Source organism: Catenovulum agarivorans YM01 (assembly GCF_000281085.1).
GTDB classification, from domain to species: Bacteria; Pseudomonadota; Gammaproteobacteria; order Enterobacterales; family Alteromonadaceae; genus Catenovulum; species Catenovulum agarivorans.
This window is the reverse complement of the sequence record NZ_JH767533.1, coordinates 1-24885: the sequence shown is the minus strand read 5'-3', so window position 1 is coordinate 24885 and position 24885 is coordinate 1. Positions and strand designations below refer to the sequence as shown.

Here is a 24885-nt window from a genome sequence, read left to right as displayed (position 1 = left end):
CTATTCAACTTGATACCACTCATTTAATTTACGTGTAAGTTGTTTAACACCTAAACCTTTTAATGACGAAAACAACTCAACCGTGACATCACCACAAAAAGCTAGGCTCGCTTCACGTATTTGCTTAAGTGTGGCATTTCGAGCACCTTGTTTAAGCTTATCTGCTTTGGTTAATAAAACAAGTACAGGCAATTCACTATCTACCGCCCAATAAATTAAGTCCTGATCTAGGTCTTTCATCGGATGACGTATATCCATCAATACAACCAAGCCCACCAAACACTCACGCTTTTGCAGATACTCACCTAACGACTTTTGCCACTTTTCTTTTACAGCAAGTGGTACTTTTGCGAAACCGTATCCCGGCAAATCGACCAACTTTCGCTGTTCATCCAAGGTAAATAAATTAATCAATTGGGTACGACCAGGCGTTTTACTGGTTCGAGCTAAACCTTTTTGTTCTGTTAAACAATTGAGTGCACTTGATTTACCAGCATTAGAGCGTCCAGCGAATGCTACTTCAAAACCGTCATCGGCAGGTAAACTCTGAATATCAGGTGCGCTGGTTAAAAATTTTGCGTCTTGGTATTTCATTAAAGCTCTCCAAAAAATATTCGGCTAAGTTTACTCTGAATTAATCACAAATTCAGTTTGTTCAGGTTATTTATTGGCAAATTGAATTAAATCGTTCAGAATTAACAGATAGCAATACAAACTAGCGGCAGGGAATGGATAATATAAAGCCACCAGCAACAGTTTCAGCAGTAGAACTTTCGAAACAAGCGTTAGCATGGTTAGACACATATCAAATCGCACCAACGCCGATTAACTATGCAGTTATTTACGCGTGTTGCCACCCTAACAATAAAAATTTACGTGATGAATTACAGCAACTAACCAAAAACAATCAAGTACCAGACAACTATCTACTGGCTCAATTGCATGATAAGTATTTAGAAGAAAGTGCACACAGTGACGATGATACGCTGTCTACCATGCATAAAATCATCATCAGTTTGCAATTAGAATGCGAAAAAAATGAAACGAGCGTCAGTCAATACCAGTCAACGCTGCACACTGAAGCCAGCAAACTCAAAATGTCTGATGCACAGCAGAGCAAAGCTATCGTCAATTCGATTCTTTCAGCAACTGAAAAGGTTCAGCACGCACAAAACGAATTTAAAGACAACATTCACGCCTCGCACGCGAGCATAGAGTCATTAAAACAAAAGTTAAAAACTGCACAGCAACAAGCGCAAACAGATGCTTTAACTAATTTAGCTAACCGCCGTGGCATGCAAACATTCTTAGCCAAACAGATGGAATCTGTTCATCTATCTGCATTGTTGTTTGATATAGATAACTTTAAACAACTGAATGATAGTTACGGCCATAATATTGGTGACATAATTTTACAAAAGGTCGCGCAGCAGATAAACAAGCATTTAGATGCTAAACATATTGCAATTCGTTACGGCGGCGAAGAGTTTTTAGTACTTATGGTTAATCAAGATCGAGCTAAGGTTTTTATGTATGCAGAGACGGTTCGAGAAGCAGTTGAAAAACTTAAGTTAGTACACGGAAAAACACGGAAACGCTTGCCTAAGGTGACCATATCGGTAGGATTGTCTTTAAATGCAAAACAGCTAACTATCAACGAAATCATAGAACAAGCCGATACAGCGCTTTACCAAGCCAAGAATAGCGGTAAGAACCGCGTTTGTTTAGCAAGCTAACCATCTGGATATTTAACAATGCAATCTTTCGAAAAACTGTTAACTGATTATTTTGCAGCTGAGAACAAACAGATACAAAAACAAGCTGAGCAAAAACTGTGGGATCTATATGGAACTAAAGGTGCAGTGTTAATTATGGACATGTCTGGCTTTTCTTTAGTCACTCAGAAATACGGTATAGTTTATTATTTATCTATGATCCATCGGATGCAGCAGATAACCAAACCAACAATCGAGAGGCATCAGGGCGTCGTGGTCAAATTTGTCGCAGACAACGTTTTTGCTCGCTTTAATTCAGCCGCACAAGCGATAAATGCAGTTGTCGAAATAAATCACTTATTGGATCTGGAAAATGCCAAAACTCCCGATGTTTGGGATATTCAAGTTGCTGCTGGCATAGATTATGGTGACTACTTGTTAACCGACGAACTAGACTATTTTGGTGACGTTGTGAACAAAGCCAGTAAACTGGGTGAAGATGTAGCTCGAGGTGGTGAAATTCTAATTACTGAAAATGCCTACAACAGTATCGCCGAACCATGCGCTTATCCGGTAGAAGCGCTAGAATTCAATATATCAGGCATAAAACTTAATACATTTTCAGTATTATATAAGAATGATTAGAGCAGTTGGCTGCCAACTGCTTAAACTCGAGTTGCTTGGAGAAGCTGGCTTAAAAAGTTTTGATAGAGCTGCTCTCTTTCATTCAAGCCATTATTTCTTAAGCAGGTTTCTAACTCTGCGGCCGCATCTGTTAACTGTACAAAACCAAAATTACCTGCACTGCCTTTAATTCTATGGGCAACCTTAGTTAACAATGGCCAATTGTCCGCTTGTCGAGCTTGTTTGACCATTTCTAATTCGCAGTCCAAAGATGACTTATAGTCTGCTATGAGTTTCTGAAACTCTTCGCTTGCCAAATCAAACAAAGGTTCATCATCTTCAACTAAGTCCGTTAAGTATTTAGCCAATAATCCATAAAATGCTTCAGCCTCTAATGGTTTAGCTAAATGATCATTAAAACCATTAGTCAAATAACCATCAACTTCTTGTTTTAATGCATTGGCTGTCAGAGCTATAATTGGGATATCGTAGCCATTTGCTCTAATCATGCTCAGCGCTTCTACGCCGTCCATATGTGGCATTTGAATATCCAAAAATATTAAATCAAAATCAAAAAGCAGCGCTTTTTCAACAGCTTGCTCACCATTTTCAGCTTCCGTTACTTGGATACCACTTTTCTCCAACCAGTAACGAATAAGCTTTCTATTATCTTCATGATCGTCAGCCAATAAAACTTTGGCCTGATATTGCGCGACTTGCTGATTCATCCTTTCTTTCGCTGTTATGTTTTTTGGTACATAGTTTAACCAGTTAACTGGCTCGGGTACAGTAACTTGAATATCAAAACTAAAACAACTGCCCTTTCCCGGTTCACTTTGGACTTTAATTTCACCACCGAGTCGTTTTGCTAGCTGATTTGAAATATACAAGCCGAGGCCAGTGCCGCCAAATTTACGGCTATGTGAACTATCCGCTTGATTAAATGCGGTAAAAAGTTGCTCTAGCGCACTTTTATCCATGCCTATGCCTGTATCTGTCACAGAAATATGTAATTGATTGTTTGGAGCCAGAAAACTCACTCGGACACTGACTCTGCCACCAGCGGGGGTAAACTTTATCGCGTTGCTGGTGAGATTGAGTAATATTTGTCTTAATCTCGTTGGATCTGTAACTAGCAGCTGTGGCAAGGGCCATTGATAATTAATATCAAGTTGCACATCTTTTTCTGTTGCGACTCGCCTTTGACTGTGCTCAATTGTTTGTAACAGCACAAATAAATCGACCTTGAGCATTTCGAATTCAAGTTTACCAGCTTCAATCTTTGATAAATCCAATACATCATTGACTATTTTAAGCAGATGAACACTGTTGTTATGTATGGTTTTAACTGCGTTATCTTTTTGCTCTTGGTTGAAAGTTGGCTCAAAATAGGACTGTGAATAACCCAGTATAGAGGTTAATGGTGTGCGGATCTCATGGCTCATATGCGCTAAAAACTGGCGCTTAAATTGGTTTGAGCGTGCTTCTTTATCCAGTAAATTGGCTTTTTCTTTGTTGGTTTTTTCCAGCGCTTGCTCATATCGAAACAACCTGCGGTTATTTTTTTCCAGCAACAATGCGGCCAACCAACTGACGATAGACCAAATGACAAGCAAAACCATAACACCTATGTCAGCTGGCAACCAAACGTCAAACAAACTGATCATAACTAATGGAATTAGGACAGATATCACACCGGCATACAGCTGAACTCTTGCACCAATTTGCGCGATCACTAAACCAATTAAAAACATTAACACGCTTGGTACAGTGAACAATTGATTATCAGTTAAAATTGAATTGATATAAGTAATGAAAATAGTACCAGCAAGGGTATATACCAAATACGACTGACGTAAATTTAAGATGGCAAAACGGCTAAAGGTCGCCAAACATATTAATGACCATATAGTTAAATAAATTAATCTAGGTGGTGCAACCGTGTCAAAAAACTCCGCAGAGACAGCCCATGCGTACAGTAAAAATAAGATTGGAACTATGCCACCAATCACATAGATGTAACCAATAATGCCTCTAGCACGCCTTTCTAATTGTTGTTGGAAGCGCGTTTCTAACGGCTGAGCAAACACTTCACTCAAAAAAAAGCCAAAAACCTTAGCTAAATTCATCCGCCACTAGCCCCTAACAGCAGAGAATCTTGCATTTGATTATAGGCTTTTAACCAGTCTAAATATTCACCAATAGGCATAGGTTTAGCTAAAAAGAATCCTTGGGCTAACGGAATATTTTGCTCTTGTAGATATTGGTGGGTAATACCATCTTCGACACCTTCGGCAACAATTTCAGCGTTAAGTGCATTAGCCATAGCTCGAATTAAAGTGATCACGGATTGGTTTAAATCATCTAATCCAGCTTGTTGAATATAACAAGCATCAATTTTCACTTCTTTAATTGGCACTCTGCTTAACTCAGCCAGGGCACTACGCGCACTAGCAAAATCATCAATACTTAATCCCACCCCATGAGATCTAAGCTTTTCAACATTGAGATGAAGTAAACCTATTTGCTCGAACAACTCTGCTTCGGATATTTCTAACAATAAGCTGCTCCCTGACAACCCATATTCAAGTAAACTCTTTTCGACATGTTTAACAAAATTGTCGCTGATTAAATCAGTCGTACAAACATTGATGCAAATTTGATGCTGCGCACAAATCTGCTGAATTAACTTATTCGTTTGTAATGCTTCCGAAACAACCCAAAAAGACAAGTCTGAGATAATCCCTGCATCTTTCGCCAACGGAATAAAATCTAGCGGCTCTATCACGCCGTATTTAGGATGGATCCAGCGCAGCAGCACTTCGGCACCAACAACCTTTTTACTGGCTAGATGTAATTTAGGTTGTAAACATAAAGATAATTCATTACCGGATATCAAAGCTTGTTTGAGATCTTCCAATAGCTCTAACTTAAATTGCACCTCATTTGCTCTGTCTTCAGCATAGACGAGTATCGCAAGCTCTTTGCGTTGTGCATCGACCACTGCAAAGCTGGTATTTTCCAATAGCTGCATAATATCTTGACTATGGTGCGGGTAGATACTTGCCCCCATATGACACTGAATGTGCACCAATGCAGAGTGGTATTCTATCGGCTGTTTAATAATATCTTGAACTTGTGTAGCTAATTCAGATAAAGGCACATGAGTGCCGCGAAAAGCCATAACCATGACACCATGGTCTAATTGACCTAATTTTTGCGGCTCTAAATCAAGCATTTCAAACGTGACAGCTCGTCGTTGTAATCGCGCCCACTCGTTCAACTGCTCAACACAACGGCATAAAACAGCGTTGGCAACTTTTAATCCTAGCTTTAATCTAATTTCATCTAAATTCGTTAATTTTAGCTGGACAAGGGTAAAACCAACCCGACTTTTAAAACTTTCTAAACCGAGTTGAACTAAATTTCTATTCGGTAATCTTGTCAGAGGATCATGGGTTGCAAGATGTACTTTTTCTCGTTCTGTTTGCCGCAGTTTATCAGCCAAAGCCAACGACATTAACAAAGCTTCAAGTAAAATTGTCACTTCTATAAAAGTTTGGGTGAAATGGGTACTGGGTATAACTTCCCACACCGCAAGTTGAACTATGACAGAACCAAAGACAAGTGGAATCCAAGAAGCGACGTAAAAACGTGCAATGCGCACCCCTTTATACAAACAGTATCCACCAGCAACTATACATATCAAACCACCTAAAGCTAAACCAAATACCACAAACGAAATAGTCACATGAATAGGCAAAGTCGTTGATATAAGTGTTGCAATCCCTAACATCCAACAAACGATATGTATTATTTTATCTAAATAAAACGCATGGCGTGCCGTTTCTAAAAAGTGAATACAGAACAACAATGCAAATAAGATATCAAGTAAAACAAAGGGCACTAACAGATAAGCAGCTTGAGTATATAAAGGGATCCCCAGATAAGACCACAGACCATACAAAGCACTGCGCCAAACCACTAAAGCGAAGATATAACCCGCATACCAGATATAAGCCTGTCGTCTGACCGCAAAAAATATAATTAAATTATACAGCGCCAAGCAAATTAATACGCCAAAAAACAACCCCATAGTCAAAAATTCAATATGTGCATGTTGTTGATATTCAACATAACTCCACAACACAGGTTTAAATGTTGTTGAGCTATTTTCCATGCGAATCAATAAGGTATATTGAGTGTCGATAGAGGTAGATAATTGGTAAATGGGACTATGATGTTTGATATCAAAAGGTTGTAAAACAAGTGCCTTGTCTGGCATGTCAGATTCAAAAAAGAACACTGACACCCGCGCTGCTTTTGCCCGCTTAAGCTCAAATATAAAATCACTCGGCTTGGTCGTTGAAAACTCAAAACTTATCCAAGAAACACCCGGTTGCAAACCCGTATTTACATAATCACTGCCGATAACAGGTTGACGTTTAATTACGTCAACAATTTCAGTATGCTGATAACCGTTAATTTGATCACGCATCATATAGGCTGTCTGGCCTATAAAAACTTGATTTTTATCAGGTGTAATTTCGATAGCTTGTGACGATACTGGAAATATCAGCGTAAAACTCAACACCCATATATACAGTAGCGCATACCTGCAACAGCTAATTTTTTTTTTAGTCATTATTATTCATAGGCTCGCTTAAAGCCGTCTACTACTTCCTTGATTTCCACTTCAATTTCTCGCCCTGTGTCACCTAATTCCATCACACGTTCGATACCATTTTCAATCAGTTTAATTAGATAATTCTCTTGCTCTTCACTCAAATCAAGTACGTGTAATGAAGATCTAACATCTAGAATCAACATATCAATAATTTGGTGGGTTTGTTTTTCAAACGCAGAAAATTTATCACTAAGTGAAAACAAAATAATCTCAATATTTTTAATCAAAACTTCGGTAGATTCAGCATGCAGAATTTCCACCCACTTACTTTCAAGGCCTTCGATAAGCGCAGCCAATAGATCATTATAGCGGCCGTAGGTTACCTCATCTTCTAATGGCATGTTTTTAATTAACACAGAGACATGTTTATCATTTACCATAGTCCGGCTTTTAAAATGGTAAAGGCGACCAGCATCAAACAACATTTCAAATAAATTATCTTCGATAGGACTACATAATTGCTCCACCCCACGAAAACTAGCTTTAGTCCGCGCCGAACGAAATTGAATACACGCAGATAACTGCAAGTTATCCATTAAACCAAAAAACATTTTGATAAGTTGGCTTTGCGACGTACAAGTAAAAGTGTCTTTAAAAAATCGCAAAATAGCACCGTATTGTGAAGCTTCAGTCATAGACTGAAAAGCCATATTACGCGCCATTTCTTCTTGAACTGTTAAATTATTTTTACTCTCTTGGTAGCGTCGCATCGTGCGCAATTTAGCAAGGAGTTCACCATATGCGATAGGTTTGGCGATAAAATCATCTCCACCTGCCGCAAAGGCTTTTAACCTTTGTTCTTTGTTGTCAGCTCCGGAGATAAACAAGACTGAAAAGTCTTTTTTCGACGTTTCTTTAATGTTTTGGCAAATTTCGTATCCATTTTTATACGGCATATTGACATCAAGCAACACTATATCCGCATCTATCTTAGCAAACTCGTCTAAAAACAATTTTGCATTAGTAAATGGAATAAAATTAAATTCATCTGACAGTATGTCGGTTAAAATTTCAATAAAGTCTAAATCATCATCTAGGGCAACTATGGTAAAACAACCATCGGTCGTTTGGTTAGGTTTATCGGTTAAATAACTCGGATTCGTTTTTGTCCATTTATTAAATTCATCGGCAGGCATAGGTTTGGCGTAATAAAAACCTTGTCCTTCATCACAGCCAACCTGTTGCAAATAGTCGATAGCATCTTGGTCTTCAATCCCCTCAGCGACCACTCGAATTCCAAGTTTATGTGCCATTTCAACTGTAGATTCAATAATAGTTCGGGATTGCACTCGTGCTTGAAAGTTCGATACAAAACTCTTATCTATCTTAAGCTCATTAAAAGGCAAAGTCTGCAACTGCTGAACAGACGAATAACCTGTTCCAAAATCATCAATAGATAAACTAAATCCTTTCATACGAATGCGCGTAAGTATTTCCATTAAAATAGAAATATCATCCGCCAGCGCACTCTCGGTCAACTCAACAATCACATGCTGAGGTAAAACACCATGCTGCTCCGCTAAATCACTTAAATAATCAGGAAAGTTCAACTCGTGCAAAGCCCTAGCAGAATAATTAAAGGATACATGTAACAACAATCCTTTACTGTTCCACTCATTAATTTGTGGAAATATCTTTTCTACTAAACACTTAGTTAAAGGTTCAATTAAATCATTGTCTTCAGCCAATTTGATAAAAACGGTCGGAGGTATTTGTTGGCCATCAGATAAAGTCCATCTAGCCAATGATTCAACACCGATCAATTTTTTAGTTTTTAATGAAAACCTTGGTTGATAAAAAACTTGAATTTGTTTGTTTTCAATCGCCAATCTCAGCTCAGGTAACAAACTACTATCTTGAGACAGGTTTGGTCGGGTTTCAACCAAAGCTAAACCTGGTGCTACTGTGCCGGTATCTTCACCACGTAACAGCGTTAATAAATCGTCTAAAGAAAAAGGTTTAGATAAAGGGCGAGACATATTTAGCCCATAATTTTCACCTAATTGATGGGCTGAATTAATCACAGAACGATCACAGCCAGAAGCAATAACAACTAAACCTAGATAACTCTGCTCTTTTAAAAATCGCAGCAGCTGAATACCGTCAGGGCCAGGTACAGTTAAATCAAGAATGACGACGTCATAGTCACCAACAGTTTGAGATTTAACATCATAACCATTGTCGACAACTGTGATTGCGGCATGTGCCATTTCAGCAGCGTCACGCACATATTCAGCAAACAATTCGTCATCATCTATAAGCAATACCTGACGCATTCCTAAACCCTTCCTTATTCAGATTATTTTTGCGGTAAGCTCTTATTGATTCTAATTATCGCTAAACCATTTACCTAAGTGAATTTTGAGTATAGTTCACAAATAAAAATTACTCTCAAAGATTAGTGCAACATTTGATGCATTTGATTGAGTAACTCTTTTTTCCTAAAAGGTTTATTAATGATTGGGATATCTGCAAGTTCTTGTTTATCACTCAAACGATTATCTGTATAACCACTCATAAAAATAATGGTTGATTGGGGTTTTTGTTTAAGTACTTCACCTGCGAATTGAGCGCCATCTAGCTGTCCAGGCATTACCAAATCACTGAGAATAATGTCGAAGTCTTGATTTTTTGCCAGCACTAATCCAGATTCGCCTGAATCAGCTGTTTCGACCTCTAACCCGTAAATTTTCAAAAATTCAGATAATAACTGTAATATCGGTTTTTCGTCGTCTACAACAAGTACACGTTTTCCTCGGAATGATTGTTCAAAATCCATATTGACCGCCTTAGCTACTTTGGGTTCATTTGAATTGGTTTGTTTATAATCTATAACAGGGAAATAAATATTAAAACAACTTCCCCGCCCTAGTTGAGATTCTACATTAATATAGCCCCTGCAACTTTTCACAAAATTATATGCTAAGCTTAAGCCCAATCCACTACCTTTTTTACCTTTTGTGGTATAAAAAGGCTGAAAAATATTCTGTTTGGTCTGCTCATCCATACCGACCCCAGTGTCTTTAATAGACAAACATACATGCTCACCAGGTACTAACTCTGTAGCAAATACTTTGTCGGCATCTAAATAGACATTATGTGCAGATACTTGAATCAGCCCGCCGTCAGGCATAGCGTCATTAGCATTGATACATAAATTAATTAAAGAATCCAATAGATGGTGTGGGTCGATATTGACCCAACGCAAATCTTCCTGCAAATCAAACTCAATTTGTACTTGTCCTTTCGCTATGTCTTTTAGTAATTCGATATGCTCTCTAATCAACAAAGAGAGATTCACAGGCTCAGCATCACGTTCATCAATTCGCGACATGCGCGACAGCCTATTGGTCAGTTGCCGTCCACGCTCTACACCTTTTAACGCCGATTGAGTTCGTTTAACTACCGACTCGTCATCTGCTTTTTTTATTTGTAAAATTTCCAAATGACCTGAAATGACATTGAGAATATTGTTTACATCATGTGCTATACCACCGGCTAAATGCGATAAAGCATCAAGGCGAGTGTTTTTATGCGCAAGCGACTCTGCAATTTTAACCGCAGTCAGATCTTGCACTAAACCAACAAAAGCTATGTCATTTTCATCCAATGTTTGAACATTAGGCACAACAGACACAGACAAACGCATTGCAAAGGTTTCGCCGTTTTTCCGCACTGCGCTTAACTCTCGCTCTGCATTGATTACATAAGTATGGCCTGTATTTAAGTACCTATGGATAAAATCGTTATGATGATGAGCTATTTCGTCTGGCATAAATATAGCGACATTTTTACCGATAATTTGCTCTTTACTATAACCAAAACATTTTTCAGCCGCTTTATTAATAAATTGCACAGCACCGTTTTTACTGATCGCAATAATCGGCTCGGCAATATTTTCGATGATACCAGTAATTAAATTTTGCTGAGAATTTGCTTGTTCCGCGGGTTGAATTTGCAATAAACCATGTAACTCATCGCCTGAAGATTTGCTCACATATGCTGCTTGGTGTTTTACTTTAATGGTTTCACCACCAATGACCAACCGATAACTGACGTGAAAATTGACTTTATCATTGATAGCACGTTTGTAAGCTTCAACAAATTTACTTTGATCTTGTGGATGGATACATTTTAACTCACCAGTAAAACTGAGCGGCTTAGTATCCTTTAATTGAAAAAGTTGAAACATTTGCGCAGACCATTCAACACGTCCTGTATCTAAAAACTTAACATAAAAAGCCATTGGCTCAGATTGCGTCAACAAATTTAAATGATGCTTGCTGATCTTTCCATTATCAGAGTTAGTGTCTGGCATATATCTTCTTAGTTCCTTGTTTTAGATGACTGATTTCAGTATAGACGAAAGTACTTAGCTGTCATTTTTTAGCCTATACTAAATTTAGACTAAACAAATATATTTGCTTTCCTTATATGTGCAGAACAACATACCGACAATTGCTGTTTATGCTAGTTTTATTCACTATTAACCACAATGTCCAAGCGAATACACTGGTATTGTTAGCGCATCCAGACGATGAAACTTGGGTGAGTGGCAGCATAGCTAAACTCAGCCAAACACAGCAAGTACACATAGTTTATGCAACTTCAGGAGGCGCTGGAACAGATAGGACATCGTTAAAACGCAAAGGTGTAGCATTAGCCAAAGCAAGAGAAGATGAAAGTATTTGTGCAGCAAAACAGTTAAATGCCCAAGTGCATTTTCTGCAATTAGACGATAGGAACTTAGAGTTACACGAAACAGAGCTTTTACACCACTACCAAAAGTTATTTGAGCAAATTAAACCCAAGCTACTAATAACTTTTGCTGAAGACGGTATAACTGGGCATAAAGATCATATTTTCATTGCCAACATAGTTAAAAAATTCTGGTTAACTCAAGCGAATGCAAACAGCCATTTGTGGCAAGTGGTCGTATCAGAAAAACGTGCGACAATAGCACAACAGATTGCAACACAAGCAAATTATCCACAACCCATTCAAAAACCAGTTGCAACAGACTTGATAAATTTAACCATAAAACTTATCGAGCAAAACGAGCCAAGAATAGCCGCATTTTCCTGTTACCCAAGCCAATTTCCACCCGCTTTGCAGCAACTATGGCAAAAGTTTGTTGCCCAAACCCCATACGAAGAATTTATCCAAGTTAGCCGGTAACATACCCAAGCCAATTTAATATTATCCCGAGTTCAGGTTATTCAATAATGGTTGAATAGAAAAGCGTGTCGATTGGCTTCACGGAGAATAAAAATTCCCATGCCACAAATAATTGCAAACAAGCCAACAAAAGCCATTAAATCAACACCACTAATGTAAGCAAAACAACCGATTAAAATGTAAGCAAACGGTAAACTCTCGTAGACAAACGCGGGAAGCTTATGTGTTTGTTTTGCAGGCCTGTCTTTGCGTCTGTAGTTAGAACGTTTGACCAACATCCAGCTAGATAACAGCATTAATAAAGATGCCCAAAAATAAAAGTGTTCTAACTGAAAAATGAAGCTGCAGAGCGAAAAGGCAAACAGTGCAAATGGTAGGGGTTCGTAAATAAAACGAGGTAACATGCTAAGTGCCTCCATAAAAAATGGTAACAACTTAAGCATGCACCTAACTGGTCATTTTTTCAACAGTCAATCGAATGACAATTTAGTCTAATTTCATAAAAGCAAATGCATCAGCAAAGATATTGTCTTGATTTAAACCTTGATTTAAAAATGCTTTACGTGCTTTGCCAACCATCTCAAAACGACCCGCACTATATAGCTGATAATCCTGTAAAGATGGAAAATCAGCTAGTACAGCATCAATTACGTTGCCAGTACGACCTGACCAATCATCATTAGGGTTTTCAATTACCGGAATAAACTTAAATAGTTGTGAATTTTGCCGTTGCCAAAACTCTAGCTCATATGCCGCAGCTTGATTGCGTAAACCCCAATACAAATAAACAGGAGCAGCAAATTTATTCGCTAATAAAGTCAATGCAATCGAACGGGCGTAACTAAAACCAGTGCCACCAGCCATTAAAATAACTGGCTCATTTTTATTTGCTTTAAATCCAGCCTGGCCGGACGGACCTGCTATCATTACGTGTTTATTATCGTGTAAGTGCTGAATTGCAGCTGAAGTGTAGTCATCTTGGACCGAACCACCAATTTGTAACTCAATATATTGGTTATCAACAGGTGAACTTGCGATAGAAAATGCTCTTTTATCACTTTCTGATAATATCAATTCGATATATTGCCCTGCAATAAAATCAAATGGTTGCGCAGGCTTGAGTTTAACCGACTGAACAAAGTCAGTTAACGGACGAATTTCGACAACTTCACATTGATGTAAGCTCATGAATAATCCTGATAGTGCAAAAGCGCAAGACTGACGTTGGTCAGCGGGTAAGCTATACAAGCGTAAACCAATCCCATAGCTTGCTCTTCTTCTGTAAATATTAACGGTAAATCACCATAGCTTACCTTTCCAGACAACAACTTACAATGACAGCTAGTACATGTGCCTTGTAAACATTGATATGGGAAGTCAATGTTATGCCGAATCGCAGCTTCGACTATAGTTTCTAGTGGCTCCACTTCAAACTCGATGGAACTCTCACCAGTAGCAGACACCAACTTAACTGAATAACATTGCACTGTTTTACCTAAAGCAATACGTTAGTTTAATCTAAACCTAAATCAGACCAAATTTGGTCTACTTTATCTTTAACGTCTTGATCCATATCTATTTTTGTTCCCCATTCCCGAGTTGTTTCTCCCGGCCATTTATTGGTTGCATCTAAACCCATTTTTGAGCCTAAGCCAGACACTGGCGAAGCAAAGTCAAGATAGTCAATCGGGGTATTATCTATCATGGTTGTATCGCGAGTTGGGTCCATGCGCGTGGTTATCGCCCAAATCACATCTTGCCAGTCGCGCGCATTAATATCATCATCACAGACAATCACAAACTTAGTATACATAAATTGGCGTAAAAACGACCAAATCCCTAACATCACACGCTTAGCATGTCCAGGATACTGCTTTTTAATGGTCACGACAGCTAATCGATACGAGCACCCTTCAGGCGGTAAATAGAAATCAACAATCTCAGGGAATTGCTTTTGTAAAATTGGTACAAAAACTTCATTTAGTGCAACCCCTAATACAGCAGGTTCATCAGGTGGACGACCAGTATAAGTGCTGTGATAGATAGGATCTTTACGCATTGTGATATGGGTTACTGTAAATACAGGGAACATATCAGTTTCATTGTAATATCCAGTGTGATCGCCGTACGGACCTTCTTCGGCCATTTCTCCGGGTTGTAAATAACCTTCTAAAACAATTTCTGCACTCGCTGGCACTTGTAAATCGTTGGAAATACAATTGGCAACTTCACTATTGTTACCACGCAGTAGTCCTGCAAATGCGTATTCGGATAAAGTATCCGGCACTGGCGTAACCGCACCTAAAATAGTTGCAGGATCAGCCCCTAATGCAACGGATACCGGAAAAGGTTCGTCTGGGTGTTGTTGCTGCCACTCTAAATAATCAAGTGCGCCACCACGATGCGACAACCACCGCATGATAACTTTGTTTTTGCCTAATAGTTGCTGCCGATAAATCCCTAGATTTTGGCGTTTTTTATTTGGACCTTTAGTAACTGTTAAGCCCCAAGTAATCAAAGGCGCAACATCACCGGGCCAACAGTGCTGAATGGGTAATTGTGTCAAATCAACCTCATCGCCAGACAAAACAATTTGCTGGCAGTCTGGTTTTTTAATCACCTTTGTAGACATATTAAGCACTTGTTTGTACACAGGTAATTTGCTCAAAGCATCTTTAAACCCTTTCGGTGGTTCTGGCTCTTTAAGCATAGCCAACAGCTGACCGACTTCTCGTAAAGCCTCTACTGACTCTTGTCCCATCCCCAAAGCCACACGTTCAGGTGTACCAAACAAGTTAGCTAAAACAGGGATATCATATCCGATTGGGTTTTCAAACAATAAAGCTGGACCGCCCGCTCGTAATACCCTATCACTAATTTCTGTCATTTCTAACTCAGTAGATACAGGATATTTAATGCGTTTAAGTTGATTTTTTTCTTCTAGTTGCGCTATAAAATCGCGCAAGTCTTTATATTGCATATTAAAAGCAACCGATAATTTAGCCAAAACCTATATAAACATTGTAACAAGTTTATCTGCAACAAATTAGCTAAATTCAGTGCAAGCTGCAGTATTTTGACATAAGCTTTAACTGTAAATAATTAAAAGCAATACAGCGCAACTACAACCCCAACTTCATGCAGACATCACAACGGCTAATATTATTAAATTTTGCAACCTGCTTATTATACTTTTTAGCAGCTAAACTAGGTTTGCTTTTGGCAATTCCGCCTGGTTTTGCCAGTGCTATGTGGCCAGCAGCGGGCGTAGCGCTTGCATTGGTTTTGGTTTGGGGTCGCGGCATTTTACCGGGTGTTTTAATCGGCTCCACCCTAGCGAATTTAACCGTGGTGCAAAGCATCTCATCAGCCAGTGTGTTATTTGCTATGTTGCTCGGTACTGGCGCTATGTTGCAGGCAGCATTTGGCTATAAATTACTGAACAAACAAATTCGCAATGGTGAGTGGCTAGTATCGATAAGCCGTATTCGCATTTTTTTACTCAAAGCGGGACCGTTAAGCTGTTTAGTCTCCGCTAGTATAGGTGCGCTCAGTTTAGTGAGCTTTTCTTACATTAATCTAGCCGATGTGCCTTTTACTTGGTTTACCTGGTGGGTTGGTGATTTACTTGGCAGTTTATTCGTTGGCCCTATTACCTTAGTTATACTTTATCGGCATAAACTAAAACTACATAAAAAGCTTTATCAAGTCATTACCCCTTCAATCATGGTGCTTGCACTCGTTATTATTGTATTTGCATTTAATCGCGCAGAGCAAAGTCAAGTTCCACAACAAGCCTTATTAAAAGAGGCGAACCAAGTCGCAACAGCCCTAGTCAATGAAATAGCCCGTTATCAGGCATATGCCCGAGCATATTCTGGTTTATTTGTTAGTCAAAAGCATATTAGCCAACAAGAGTTTGATGATTTTTCACAGCAAGTAATTTTACAACATGATGCTATTTTTGCTGTGGCATGGATGCCTAAACTTGCTCGCAGCGATAAACAAAACTTTTTAGCACAAATGCGCACCAGCCACGACAATTTCCTCATCCAAACCATAGATTATTCAGTGTTGCCGCATATATATCCAATTACTTATATTTATCCTGATAGCCCATTTATAACAACTATGCTTGGGTTAGATCTTGGCTCTGAACAGTTGCGCTCACACGCACTGATACGCGCTGAAAAATTGGCTAAAAGTACTATCACCGCCCCCATATTACTCCAACAGCAACAAGGTGCTGAACCTGCATTTTTTATCTTTACTCCTATCATAGAAAAACAAGTGGTAACTGGGCACTGTGTGCTGATTATTCCTTCTAGCAGACTAATCGCCAACCTATTGCAAAGATATTTAAATGAACAGGCTAATTTAGACTACAAAGTTGATTTAACGACTAACAGTGGCGTCGTGTTATTTCAGCAACTTCCTGAGAAAAATGTTGATTTGCTCCAACTAGAACAAATCAACATTCTGGATCAAGTGTGGCACTTACAAATAGGAGCCAGTAGCTCTGAATTTATAGCCAAAAAAGATTGGGGAAGTTGGTTGATATTAGTGGTTGGTGTTATTTTAACCATTATGCTGCAAACCTTTATTTTGTGGCTTACCAGCAGCCATACTTTTGTTGAGCGTCAGGTTAAACTAAAAACTAGAGAGCTCAACAGAGAAAAAATTAAAGCCGAACAAGCAACCATACAAAAAACTTATTTTTTAGCAAATATGAGTCATGAGCTCAGAACACCGCTTAACGCAATATTGGGTTTAAGCAACATGTTAGTTAAAACACCATTATCAACTGAACAAAATAACCTGCTGAGTAAAATGCAACAAGCATCTAAGGCTTTATTATCTTTGATAAGCGATATATTGGATGTATCAAAAATAGAAACGGGCAATATCGAATTAGAAATCAGCCCGTTTTCCATCAGAAAATTAACTTCAAAAATTAAAGACTTATTTGAAAATCAAGCAAACTTAAAAAATCTCGCATTCAAAGTTGAATACCAAGGCAATGGCAGTGATTGGTTAGTTGGAGACGAACATAGATTACAACAAGTCTTATTTAATTTATGCAGTAACGCACTCAAGTTTACTGAAACGGGTGGCGTGACTGTGCGTATTACCAACAGCAGAAATACTGACTTAACGAATGCGAATAAAATTTTGTTTGAAGTAATCGACACAGGAATAGGGATTGATGGCAACAGGGTCAACAATATTTTTAAATCTTTTACACAAGCCGACTCTAGTATCACTCGCAAATACGGTGGCACGGGCTTAGGTTTAGCAATTAGTAAAACCCTAGTGGAATTAATGGACGGGCAACTACAGTGCAGAAGTCAAACCGGCATTGGCACCCAATTTTGGTTTGAATTAACATTTAAATCAGCGGTGCAACAAGCAATAACACCACCACCTAAAATTCCTTTAGAACAGCAGTTAAAACAAATATTAAATGGCTCTATGGTGTTAATAGCAGAAGATAACGAGATTAACCAACAAATTATTGCGTTTCATATGGAATCGTTAGGCGCAGAATTGACCTTAGTTGAAAATGGCTTACAAGCAGTTAATGCTGTTAAACAATGTACTTATGATTTAATACTAATGGATATTCAAATGCCTGAATTAGATGGCATTCAAGCGAGTAAACAAATACTCCAGCATGAAAATGGCATAGATGTTCCAATCGTTGCCCTCAGTGCAAATGTATCAGTAGAAGACAAACAAGCTTGTTTTGATGCTGGCATTTTGGCGCATGTCCCCAAACCATTTGAGCTATCGGTTTTGCATTCTACCCTACTGAATGTTTTATCAAACAAACTATAGAGATACCATTTATGAATGCACAGTTTGAATTTAATAAAACTTCGCTAGCTGATTTATTAACTAACAATGCAGTTATCCAACTCGACACAAAACAAGCTAAGCAACTGCTTGATGTGATCCAAATTTGTGCGCTCAACATACACAATGAACAAGGCTTAAATTTGGCTCTGACATTGCTTGAAAGCTTGAGTGAAATTGACTGCGAACAAAATGCCTTATTAGCACTGTTACTCGACAAACTCATTCAACAAATTGAAGTTTATCAAACCCAAAGTCAGGACATTTTAACGGCTAATAAAAAATTGGCAGCGTTAATGCGCCAACACAATACCAAGCAAAAAGATTTGAGCCATATAGTGCCACAAAGCATTATCTCTGAGCTGGTAAATGGTAAAAGGCAATTAACGTTACGCCACATGCAGGCTTTTGCCGAATACTTCGAAGTACCAGTGCAATATTTTATCTAACATTCTGGTCTAATAAACATTAAACCTAACTCTTTAAACTTTGGAAGTGAGAACATGAACAAACATATTATGCCAGCGCTGTTCACCATGTTAGCTTTAACCGTAACAGCCCCCGTATCTAGTGCGGACACACCAACAATTGCCAGTGCCAATAGCTGTCCGGACATACTTAATTACTCAGCACGAAAACTGCGTAGCAAAGAAATGATTAATTTTTGCGATAAGTTTACAGGCAAAACACTTCTCGTAGTCAATACCGCAAGTAAATGTGGTTTTACTCCACAGTTTAAACAGCTAGAAGCCCTGTATAAAAAATACCAAGCGCAAGGGTTGGAAATAGTCGGCTTTCCGTCTGACAACTTTTTTCAAGAACATGATGATGCAGAAAAAACCGCTGAAGTTTGTTATCTAAACTATGGTGTAACTTTTACTATGTTGGAAACATCTGAAGTGCGCGGCAGTGATGCCAACCCGTTTTATAAAAAACTAATTGAAGCAGCTGATACCTCACCTAAATGGAATTTTTACAAATACTTAGTTGATAAAAACGGTAAGTTTGTTGAAGTATATTCTTCACGTACAGAACCACTGGATAGTGAACTTGAAGAAAAAATAAAACAAATTCTGTAAACGGCTGAGCCTAACGACCCACAGCTCCCCAGCATAACTAAGTTGGATTTAATCTGGATAAACACAACTTAGTTATCCCGAGTAACAGATAAATAAGTTAATATAGCGGCTCGCTAAATTAGGAGCCCTCGTGTCTAGTCCAGCATTAACCACATTACAAACTGTTTTTGGTTACAGTGAATTTCGTCCCGGCCAACAGCAAGTCGTAGAGGCTGTTATGCAAGGCCAAGATTGCTTAACCATAATGCCAACCGGCAGCGGTAAATCTCTCTGTTATCAAATTCCGGCTATCAGCTTAGCTGGTTATGCCATTGTTATTTCGCCGTTAATAGCGTTAATGCAGGATCAAGTTGCGCAATTAGAATCATTAGGTGTAGCGGCTGCTTATTTAAACTCAACTCTAGATTACCAACAACAAGAAGAAATTCTTACTCAGGTTAATCACCACCAGATAAAAGTTTTATACGTAGCACCTGAAAAACTGATGCAGCCAGCTTTTTTAGATAGGTTGTCACAGTTTCCACCTAACTTAGTTGCAATAGATGAAGCGCATTGTATTTCACAATGGGGACACGATTTTAGGCCCGACTATGCCCAACTAGGGCAGCTCAAAAACTACTTTCCACGCACGCCGTTTATTGCATTAACTGCCACAGCGGATAACGCGACTCAACAAGATATTAGTCGTCTGCTTAACTTAAGCAATCCACACCATTATGTCGGCAGTTTTGATCGGCCGAATATTCGTTACATTCAACAAGAAAAATTTCGACCACTCAATCAGCTTGAAGCCATAGTTAAAGAAAAATCACAACAAGCAGGTATAGTGTATTGCACATCACGTAAACGCGTTGAAGAAGTAGCTGAATATCTGCAAAGGCACAATTATGCAGCTGCGGCCTATCATGCAGGTTTAACCTTTGAGCAAAGAGAAACTGCGCAGACAGCTTGGTTAAAAGATGATATTCAAATTATGGTTGCTACCGTAGCTTTTGGTATGGGTATCAATAAACCTGATGTACGTTTTGTTGTCCACTATGACATTCCACGCTCAATTGAAAGTTTTTATCAAGAAACAGGTCGCGCCGGTCGAGATGGCTTAGACAGCGAAGCCATCTTATTATACGAATATGCCGATGCTGACCGCGTGCGTTGGTTAATCGAACAAAATGAAAACCTCGAACGCGCTCAGATAGAAAATCATAAATTCGATTCTATGCTGTCACTAGCACATAGCGAAACCTGTCGTCGTTTAGTTCTGCTCAATTATTTTGGCGAAAACCGCAACAGCGCTTGTGGTAACTGCGACATATGTATCGACCCACCAAAAAAATACGATGGTTTAGTAGATGCACAAAAGGTTTTATCCTGCATTTACCGTATCGGCCAAAATGCTGGCTTTAATTATGTGATAGATGTTTTGCGCGGTGCCAATACACAAAGAGTGCGTGAACTTGAACATAATAAATTGTCCGTTTATGGCATAGGTAAAAGTAAAAGCCATGAGTATTGGATAAGTGTTGCGCGTCAGTTGGTACACTTGGGATTATTACGCATAGATATTACAGATAATGCCCACCTTAAGCTCACCGAACTTGCGCGGCCGTATTTACGCGGTGACGTGACTTTGCAACTAGCTGAACCAAGAATTAACCAAAGCAAAGAAATCGCTAAAGAACAAAAAGGCAAAGTTAAACCTAACCATGATAAACGTTTGTTTGAACGCTTACGCCAGCTTAGAAAACAAATAGCCGACCAACAAGATGTGCCGCCTTATATTATATTTAATGATGCGACTTTAGTGGATATGTGTATTGTCCAACCTACATCTGAACAGCAGATGTTATTGGTTAGTGGGGTTGGTAAACGTAAATTAGAAAAGTATGGTCATGCATTTTTGGCTGAGGTAAATAACTACCTCAACCGCTTTGATTAATTAAACCTTAAAGGTTTGTGCCATGCTATGAATATATTCAGTCGTGTTGGACAACTGAACCGCATCATCATCAAGTTTACTAACTAAAGTTAAACTTTCTGAAGACAAACCATCTACAGCTTGAATATTTACATTAATTTGTTCACATGCAGCGCCTTGTTGGGTTGCTGCAGTTGCAATTTGAATCGACAAGGTAGAAATTTCATCAATCATTTTCGTGATATGATCAACTAACTGACTTGCTTCTGCCGCTTTGCCATTACAATGTAACGCTTGCTGTTCACTTTTATGCATGGTCGCTAGCCAACTTTCTATCGTCTGATACATAGATTGAATGCTAGTTTGGATGGTACTTGCAGAATGTTGTGTGCGACTAGATAAAGCCCTAACCTCATCCGCAACAACTGCAAAACCACGACCATGTTCACCCGCTCGAGCTGATTCAATTGCAGCATTTAAAGCCAACAAGTTGGTTTGTTCCGCAATACTACTAATTTCATCCATCACTTGCTGAACTTTTTCCGCTTGCTCCTTGAGCGTATCCGCTGATTCCGCCGCAGTGTGTACCATATCAGACAACTGCTGCATTTCTTTTGCATTATCCATTAAAATTTGGTCTGCATTGGCACAATCTCGTTGAATATCACCCACTGTGCTTGCAGTCGAACTTGTGTTATTCGCTATCTCTTGAGCGCTCGCAGAAAGTTCATTCATCGCAGCTGCTACTTGCGACAATTGAAAGTTTTGCTCTTGTGTATTTGAGTTAGCTTGTTCAATTAAGTTTTTAAGATCACTGACTACATTATCTAACGTATAAGTTAAGTCATTAAACCGACCAATCACAGTATTGTTGCGAGATTTTTCGAAAGCCATAATATGCTCAAGTAAACCTGCGTCTGAAGATCCATATAGGATCTCTCGCGTTACATCATCTCTGCTCGACTTTAATTGGTTAAGCTTATTCGGCATTACAAATAATTCTTGGTAAAAAATTCCTAACAATAAAATAATTAAACCAGCCGTTAATAAAGCAGCGGTAGTTGAAGCTAAGTGTGCGAGTAAAGCTAAAAGGAGCAAGCTAGAAGCTACTGCACCAATTAATTTGTGCTTAAAGTTAAAGGCAAATTTATTGCCCGCACCGCGCTGCAAAGATTGATAAAAAGTTTGGGCTTTTTGTTTATGTGTTGGTTCAGGTCGGGTTCTTACCGATTGGTATCCAGTTACTTTACCGCCTTGCTGTATGGGGGTAACAAAAGCATCAACCCAATAGTATTCGCCTTGTTTACATCGATTTTTGACAATACCTCGCCATGAGCGACCAGCTTGGAGCTTTTGCCACATATCGGCAAAAGCCTGTTTTGGCATGTCCGGATGGCGGACTAAATTATGGTTTTTACCTATCAGTTCTTCTTTCGTAAAGCCGCTAACACGAATAAAAGCTTCATTTGCGTAAGTAATAACCCCTCTTAAATCAGTGGTAGATACTAGCTCTTCATTGGCCTGCACGAGTACTTCTTTGTCAATCGTGTGCTGATTTCTTCTCATTATTAAATCCGGTCATGTGTCAAATTACAACTCACCACAGTATGACTCTATGGTTATCAATCTGTTCGCTGACTATTAATTAGAGCCAATAACCACAGGTTTATACTGCATTCGAGAAGCCGTTAACATGACTCAATTTGTTATAACTGTCAAATACCTGTGCAACATTGCGAATGAATATCTGCCCAACTTCAGTTAACACAATTTTATGCCGTTCAATCGTTAATAAACCTAGACTTACCAATATTCTAAGTTGTCGCCACTCTTCTGCAAAATCTCTTTGTGGTATCTGTTGAATTGGCAACATTAAGTGACACAATAAATTATCAATTATTAGTGCTCTCTGTTTATCTTGATTACTTCTAAATATAACTTTAGCAAATGCTGTTTGTTGTAGGTCTAGCGCTTGGTAGTAACACTTTAAACTTTTGTCGTTTTGCAACATAGCCACTGAATAGTCTGAAATGGCAGACACACCCAAGCCCAACGTGACTTGCGTTGCACTAGCCGCATAACCTTGAAAGTTTCGAATCAGTGTTTCATTTTGTTGTGCCTGATAGAGATTATCATCTGCTTTGACGAAGTGATCTAAACCGACTTGACGATAGCCATTTATCTCTAAATAGTTAATTGCGTCAATTAATATCGCCACTTTTAGTTGTGCATTTGGCAAATCAGCCTGTTTTATTTTCGCTTGCGATGGAAACATGCTCGGCATATGCGCATAGTTAAACATAGCAATACGGTCTGGATTTAAGCTCACAACATTTTCTAGCGTTTGCATAAAAGTTTGTTGGTTTTGATGTGGTAAACCATAAACCAAATCAAAGTTAATACTAAAGTTAGTTGTAGCTGCTTGTCGCTGGCGAATGGCTAATATTAACGATTCGATTGATTGGTATGATTGCTGACGATTTATCGCAATTTGTGTTTTGTCATTAAAGTCTTGAATGCCCAAACTAAAGCGGTTAAATCCTATATCAATAATGTTGTTGATACGCGTTGAATCAAGCGTACGCGGGTCTAATTCTATTGCCCATTCACATTTATCACTGATATTAAAATTGGCCTTTAATGCGTTTGCTAAGCTTTGTAATTGTTCATCTGAGAAAAATGTTGGTGTGCCACCACCTAAATGTATGTCAGTTACTTGTACCTCTGCTGGCAAACTCGGAGCACGCTGCTCAATTTCTTTAATTAAGTAATTTAAATAGGTTTGACCTTTTTCTTTATTCTGCGTGATAAATTTGTGGCAACCACAGTAATAGCATAGTTGTTGGCAGAATGGGATATGTAAGTACAAGCTTACTGTCTTTAGGTTACCGTCTAACTCTGCATACAATTCACTTTCATTGATTTGTTCTTCGCTACCCTCTAATGGGATAAATTGTTTAGCGGTAGGGTAAGAAGTATATCGTGGGCATGGTCTATTAAAAGTCTCTACTAGCGACATTATTTTTTGTTTTTGCTGTACAGATATTTTTGTTTGCCAATTATCGACGTTTTCCACATGCCCACCAGTTGTTTAAATTATTCAGCGTTATTATTAGTTATTTGTGGTTGGTAGGTGGTGATCTAGATCAAGTTACGGACAACAAATATTCCATATATCTTAATCCTCTCAGTCTCTAAACTAGCAGCAATTAGATACGATAGTACCTTCCCTCTCCTGCCATAAAACTAACAGCGCTTAAAAAAAGGTGCTCCCATTCAGTCAGGAATTGCGATTAATACACAGACTCGCTGTAAACCCATCCATGGGAGCTCGAGACAAATCATCCACGATTTGTACGGTCTGCTTTATTAATCCCAATCCCTTCCTTCAACTTATGTGTCGCTTCAACAATTGTCATCGCAATGGTTTAGTTCTCCTAGCTACCAAACTAGCAACGACTCTAACCGCAACACCAGCGCTTGAAAGGTGAATGGGAGTGTTGATCGAAAAATCTCTTTTTCAGGGAAGAAAAAGCGAAGCGTACATGGATATATTCACCGCGTTTTTTCGAGCAATACCCAATTCTTCCCTGCCACCAAACTAGCAGCGCTTTTAACTCCCAGCCACGAAGAAAATTTGATTGCTGGTAACAGAACACGTAGCAACACCAATATCAGAAAGGTGAATGGGCATGTTGTTTGAAAAATTTCAATCGGTAGGGATACCATTGGTGGCAAACAGGTTAGTAAGCACATACAAAAAAGCCCAACCATATTGAAGTGACCCCATAAAGTTGGACTCATTTCTAAGCGGCAACCAAGGCCTGATTT

At 38.8% G+C, this 24885-nt stretch carries 19 protein-coding genes; 7 read left to right on the top strand and 12 right to left on the bottom strand.

Going from position 1 to position 24885, the window contains the following annotated elements:
* Entirely contained in the window at window positions 1-594 is a 594-nt protein-coding gene (gene yihA, locus WSC_RS0115740) for a ribosome biogenesis GTP-binding protein YihA/YsxC (protein ID WP_016956907.1), read from the bottom strand.
* Window positions 595-728: 134 nt separating this feature from the next.
* Here yihA and WSC_RS0115735 point away from each other — a divergent pair, with 134 nt between their 5' ends.
* A complete protein-coding gene (locus tag WSC_RS0115735; protein ID WP_016956906.1) occupies window positions 729-1736 on the top strand; it encodes a GGDEF domain-containing protein in 1008 nt (335 codons plus the stop codon).
* An 18-nt stretch (window positions 1737-1754) separates the two neighbouring features.
* Window positions 1755-2360: an adenylate/guanylate cyclase domain-containing protein gene (locus WSC_RS23080; protein WP_016956905.1), complete on the top strand. Its 606-nt coding sequence runs from the start codon at window positions 1755-1757 to the stop codon at window positions 2358-2360.
* Between the two features lie 20 nt (window positions 2361-2380).
* On the opposite strand, the gene WSC_RS23075 is transcribed toward WSC_RS23080, so the two are convergent.
* From WSC_RS23075 to WSC_RS0115710, 4 genes are all read right to left on the bottom strand, one after another.
* Window positions 2381-4468, bottom strand: a complete 2088-nt coding sequence (locus WSC_RS23075; protein WP_016956904.1) for an ATP-binding protein — start codon at window positions 4466-4468, stop codon at window positions 2381-2383.
* Window positions 4465-6984 (bottom strand): EAL domain-containing protein, encoded by a 2520-nt coding sequence (locus tag WSC_RS0115720; protein WP_016956903.1) that lies wholly within the window; start codon window positions 6982-6984, stop codon window positions 4465-4467. Before WSC_RS0115720 ends, WSC_RS23075 begins: the two co-directional genes overlap by 4 nt.
* A 2-nt stretch (window positions 6985-6986) precedes the next feature.
* The gene (locus WSC_RS24335) at window positions 6987-9302 is read right to left on the bottom strand and encodes an EAL domain-containing protein (protein ID WP_016956902.1); all 2316 of its coding nucleotides are present in this window, start codon (window positions 9300-9302) and stop codon (window positions 6987-6989) included.
* Window positions 9303-9424: 122 nt separating this feature from the next.
* On the bottom strand, window positions 9425-11344 hold the full coding sequence (locus WSC_RS0115710; RefSeq protein ID WP_016956901.1) for a hybrid sensor histidine kinase/response regulator: 1920 nt from the start codon (window positions 11342-11344) through the stop codon (window positions 9425-9427).
* A 149-nt stretch (window positions 11345-11493) separates the two neighbouring features.
* Between WSC_RS0115710 and WSC_RS24330 the strand changes: the two genes are divergently transcribed.
* On the top strand, window positions 11494-12204 hold the full coding sequence (locus WSC_RS24330; protein ID WP_016956900.1) for a PIG-L family deacetylase: 711 nt from the start codon (window positions 11494-11496) through the stop codon (window positions 12202-12204).
* 41 nt (window positions 12205-12245) lie between these two features.
* Here WSC_RS24330 and WSC_RS24325 read toward each other — a convergent pair whose 3' ends face one another.
* The 4 genes from WSC_RS24325 to ubiD form a co-directional block, all read right to left on the bottom strand.
* Window positions 12246-12608 carry a hypothetical protein gene (locus tag WSC_RS24325; RefSeq protein WP_016956899.1) on the bottom strand — a complete coding sequence of 121 codons (363 nt, stop codon included), beginning with the start codon at window positions 12606-12608 and terminating at the stop codon, window positions 12246-12248.
* Window positions 12609-12690: 82 nt separating this feature from the next.
* Window positions 12691-13392, bottom strand: a complete 702-nt coding sequence (fre, locus tag WSC_RS0115695; RefSeq protein ID WP_016956898.1) for an NAD(P)H-flavin reductase — start codon at window positions 13390-13392, stop codon at window positions 12691-12693.
* Window positions 13389-13691, bottom strand: a complete 303-nt coding sequence (locus tag WSC_RS0115690) for a 2Fe-2S iron-sulfur cluster-binding protein (RefSeq protein ID WP_016956897.1) — start codon at window positions 13689-13691, stop codon at window positions 13389-13391. The genes fre and WSC_RS0115690 overlap by 4 nt, the downstream gene beginning before the upstream one ends.
* Window positions 13692-13717: 26 nt before the next feature.
* Window positions 13718-15184 (bottom strand): 4-hydroxy-3-polyprenylbenzoate decarboxylase, encoded by a 1467-nt coding sequence (ubiD, locus tag WSC_RS0115685; protein WP_026016889.1) that lies wholly within the window; start codon window positions 15182-15184, stop codon window positions 13718-13720.
* A 158-nt stretch (window positions 15185-15342) separates the two neighbouring features.
* Here ubiD and WSC_RS0115680 point away from each other — a divergent pair, with 158 nt between their 5' ends.
* The 4 genes from WSC_RS0115680 to recQ all read left to right on the top strand — a co-directional run bounded on the left by WSC_RS0115680 (window position 15343) and on the right by recQ (window position 21075).
* Entirely contained in the window at window positions 15343-18042 is a 2700-nt protein-coding gene (locus tag WSC_RS0115680) for an ATP-binding protein (protein ID WP_016956895.1), read from the top strand.
* A gap of 11 nt (window positions 18043-18053) precedes the next feature.
* Entirely contained in the window at window positions 18054-18509 is a 456-nt protein-coding gene (locus WSC_RS0115675; RefSeq protein ID WP_016956894.1) for a helix-turn-helix domain-containing protein, read from the top strand.
* 54 nt (window positions 18510-18563) lie between these two features.
* A complete protein-coding gene (locus tag WSC_RS0115670) occupies window positions 18564-19139 on the top strand; it encodes a glutathione peroxidase (RefSeq protein ID WP_016956893.1) in 576 nt (191 codons plus the stop codon).
* Window positions 19140-19269: 130 nt separating this feature from the next.
* Window positions 19270-21075, top strand: coding sequence for a DNA helicase RecQ (gene recQ, locus WSC_RS0115665; RefSeq protein WP_016956892.1), 1806 nt, complete (start codon window positions 19270-19272; stop codon window positions 21073-21075).
* Here the strand turns inward: recQ and WSC_RS0115660 are convergent, their stop codons facing one another.
* The 3 genes from WSC_RS0115660 to WSC_RS25345 all read right to left on the bottom strand — a co-directional run.
* The gene (locus WSC_RS0115660) at window positions 21076-22620 is read right to left on the bottom strand and encodes a methyl-accepting chemotaxis protein (protein WP_016956891.1); all 1545 of its coding nucleotides are present in this window, start codon (window positions 22618-22620) and stop codon (window positions 21076-21078) included.
* Window positions 22621-22720: 100 nt separating this feature from the next.
* Window positions 22721-24130 carry an oxygen-independent coproporphyrinogen III oxidase gene (gene hemN / locus WSC_RS0115655; RefSeq protein ID WP_016956890.1) on the bottom strand — a complete coding sequence of 470 codons (1410 nt, stop codon included), beginning with the start codon at window positions 24128-24130 and terminating at the stop codon, window positions 22721-22723.
* A gap of 479 nt (window positions 24131-24609) precedes the next feature.
* Window positions 24610-24885 (bottom strand): hypothetical protein (locus WSC_RS25345; RefSeq protein ID WP_040394829.1); only part of this gene is annotated, 276 nt, incomplete at its 5' end.

What these genes read in the sequence shown, in the direction of transcription:
- yihA (WP_016956907.1), bottom strand. Translation starts at nt 594, where the DNA reads ATGAAATACCAAGACGCAAAATTTTTAACCAGCGCACCTGATATTCAG.
- WSC_RS0115735 (WP_016956906.1), top strand. Translation starts at nt 729, where the DNA reads ATGGATAATATAAAGCCACCAGCAACAGTTTCAGCAGTAGAACTTTCG.
- WSC_RS23080 (WP_016956905.1), top strand. Translation starts at nt 1,755, where the DNA reads ATGCAATCTTTCGAAAAACTGTTAACTGATTATTTTGCAGCTGAGAAC.
- WSC_RS23075 (WP_016956904.1), bottom strand. Translation starts at nt 4,468, where the DNA reads ATGAATTTAGCTAAGGTTTTTGGCTTTTTTTTGAGTGAAGTGTTTGCT.
- WSC_RS0115720 (WP_016956903.1), bottom strand. Translation starts at nt 6,984, where the DNA reads ATGACTAAAAAAAAAATTAGCTGTTGCAGGTATGCGCTACTGTATATA.
- WSC_RS24335 (WP_016956902.1), bottom strand. Translation starts at nt 9,302, where the DNA reads ATGCGTCAGGTATTGCTTATAGATGATGACGAATTGTTTGCTGAATAT.
- WSC_RS0115710 (WP_016956901.1), bottom strand. Translation starts at nt 11,344, where the DNA reads ATGCCAGACACTAACTCTGATAATGGAAAGATCAGCAAGCATCATTTA.
- WSC_RS24330 (WP_016956900.1), top strand. Translation starts at nt 11,494, where the DNA reads ATGCTAGTTTTATTCACTATTAACCACAATGTCCAAGCGAATACACTG.
- WSC_RS24325 (WP_016956899.1), bottom strand. Translation starts at nt 12,608, where the DNA reads ATGTTACCTCGTTTTATTTACGAACCCCTACCATTTGCACTGTTTGCC.
- fre (WP_016956898.1), bottom strand. Translation starts at nt 13,392, where the DNA reads ATGAGCTTACATCAATGTGAAGTTGTCGAAATTCGTCCGTTAACTGAC.
- ubiD (WP_026016889.1), bottom strand. Translation starts at nt 15,184, where the DNA reads ATGCAATATAAAGACTTGCGCGATTTTATAGCGCAACTAGAAGAAAAA.
- WSC_RS0115680 (WP_016956895.1), top strand. Translation starts at nt 15,343, where the DNA reads ATGCAGACATCACAACGGCTAATATTATTAAATTTTGCAACCTGCTTA.
- WSC_RS0115675 (WP_016956894.1), top strand. Translation starts at nt 18,054, where the DNA reads ATGAATGCACAGTTTGAATTTAATAAAACTTCGCTAGCTGATTTATTA.
- WSC_RS0115670 (WP_016956893.1), top strand. Translation starts at nt 18,564, where the DNA reads ATGAACAAACATATTATGCCAGCGCTGTTCACCATGTTAGCTTTAACC.
- WSC_RS0115660 (WP_016956891.1), bottom strand. Translation starts at nt 22,620, where the DNA reads ATGAGAAGAAATCAGCACACGATTGACAAAGAAGTACTCGTGCAGGCC.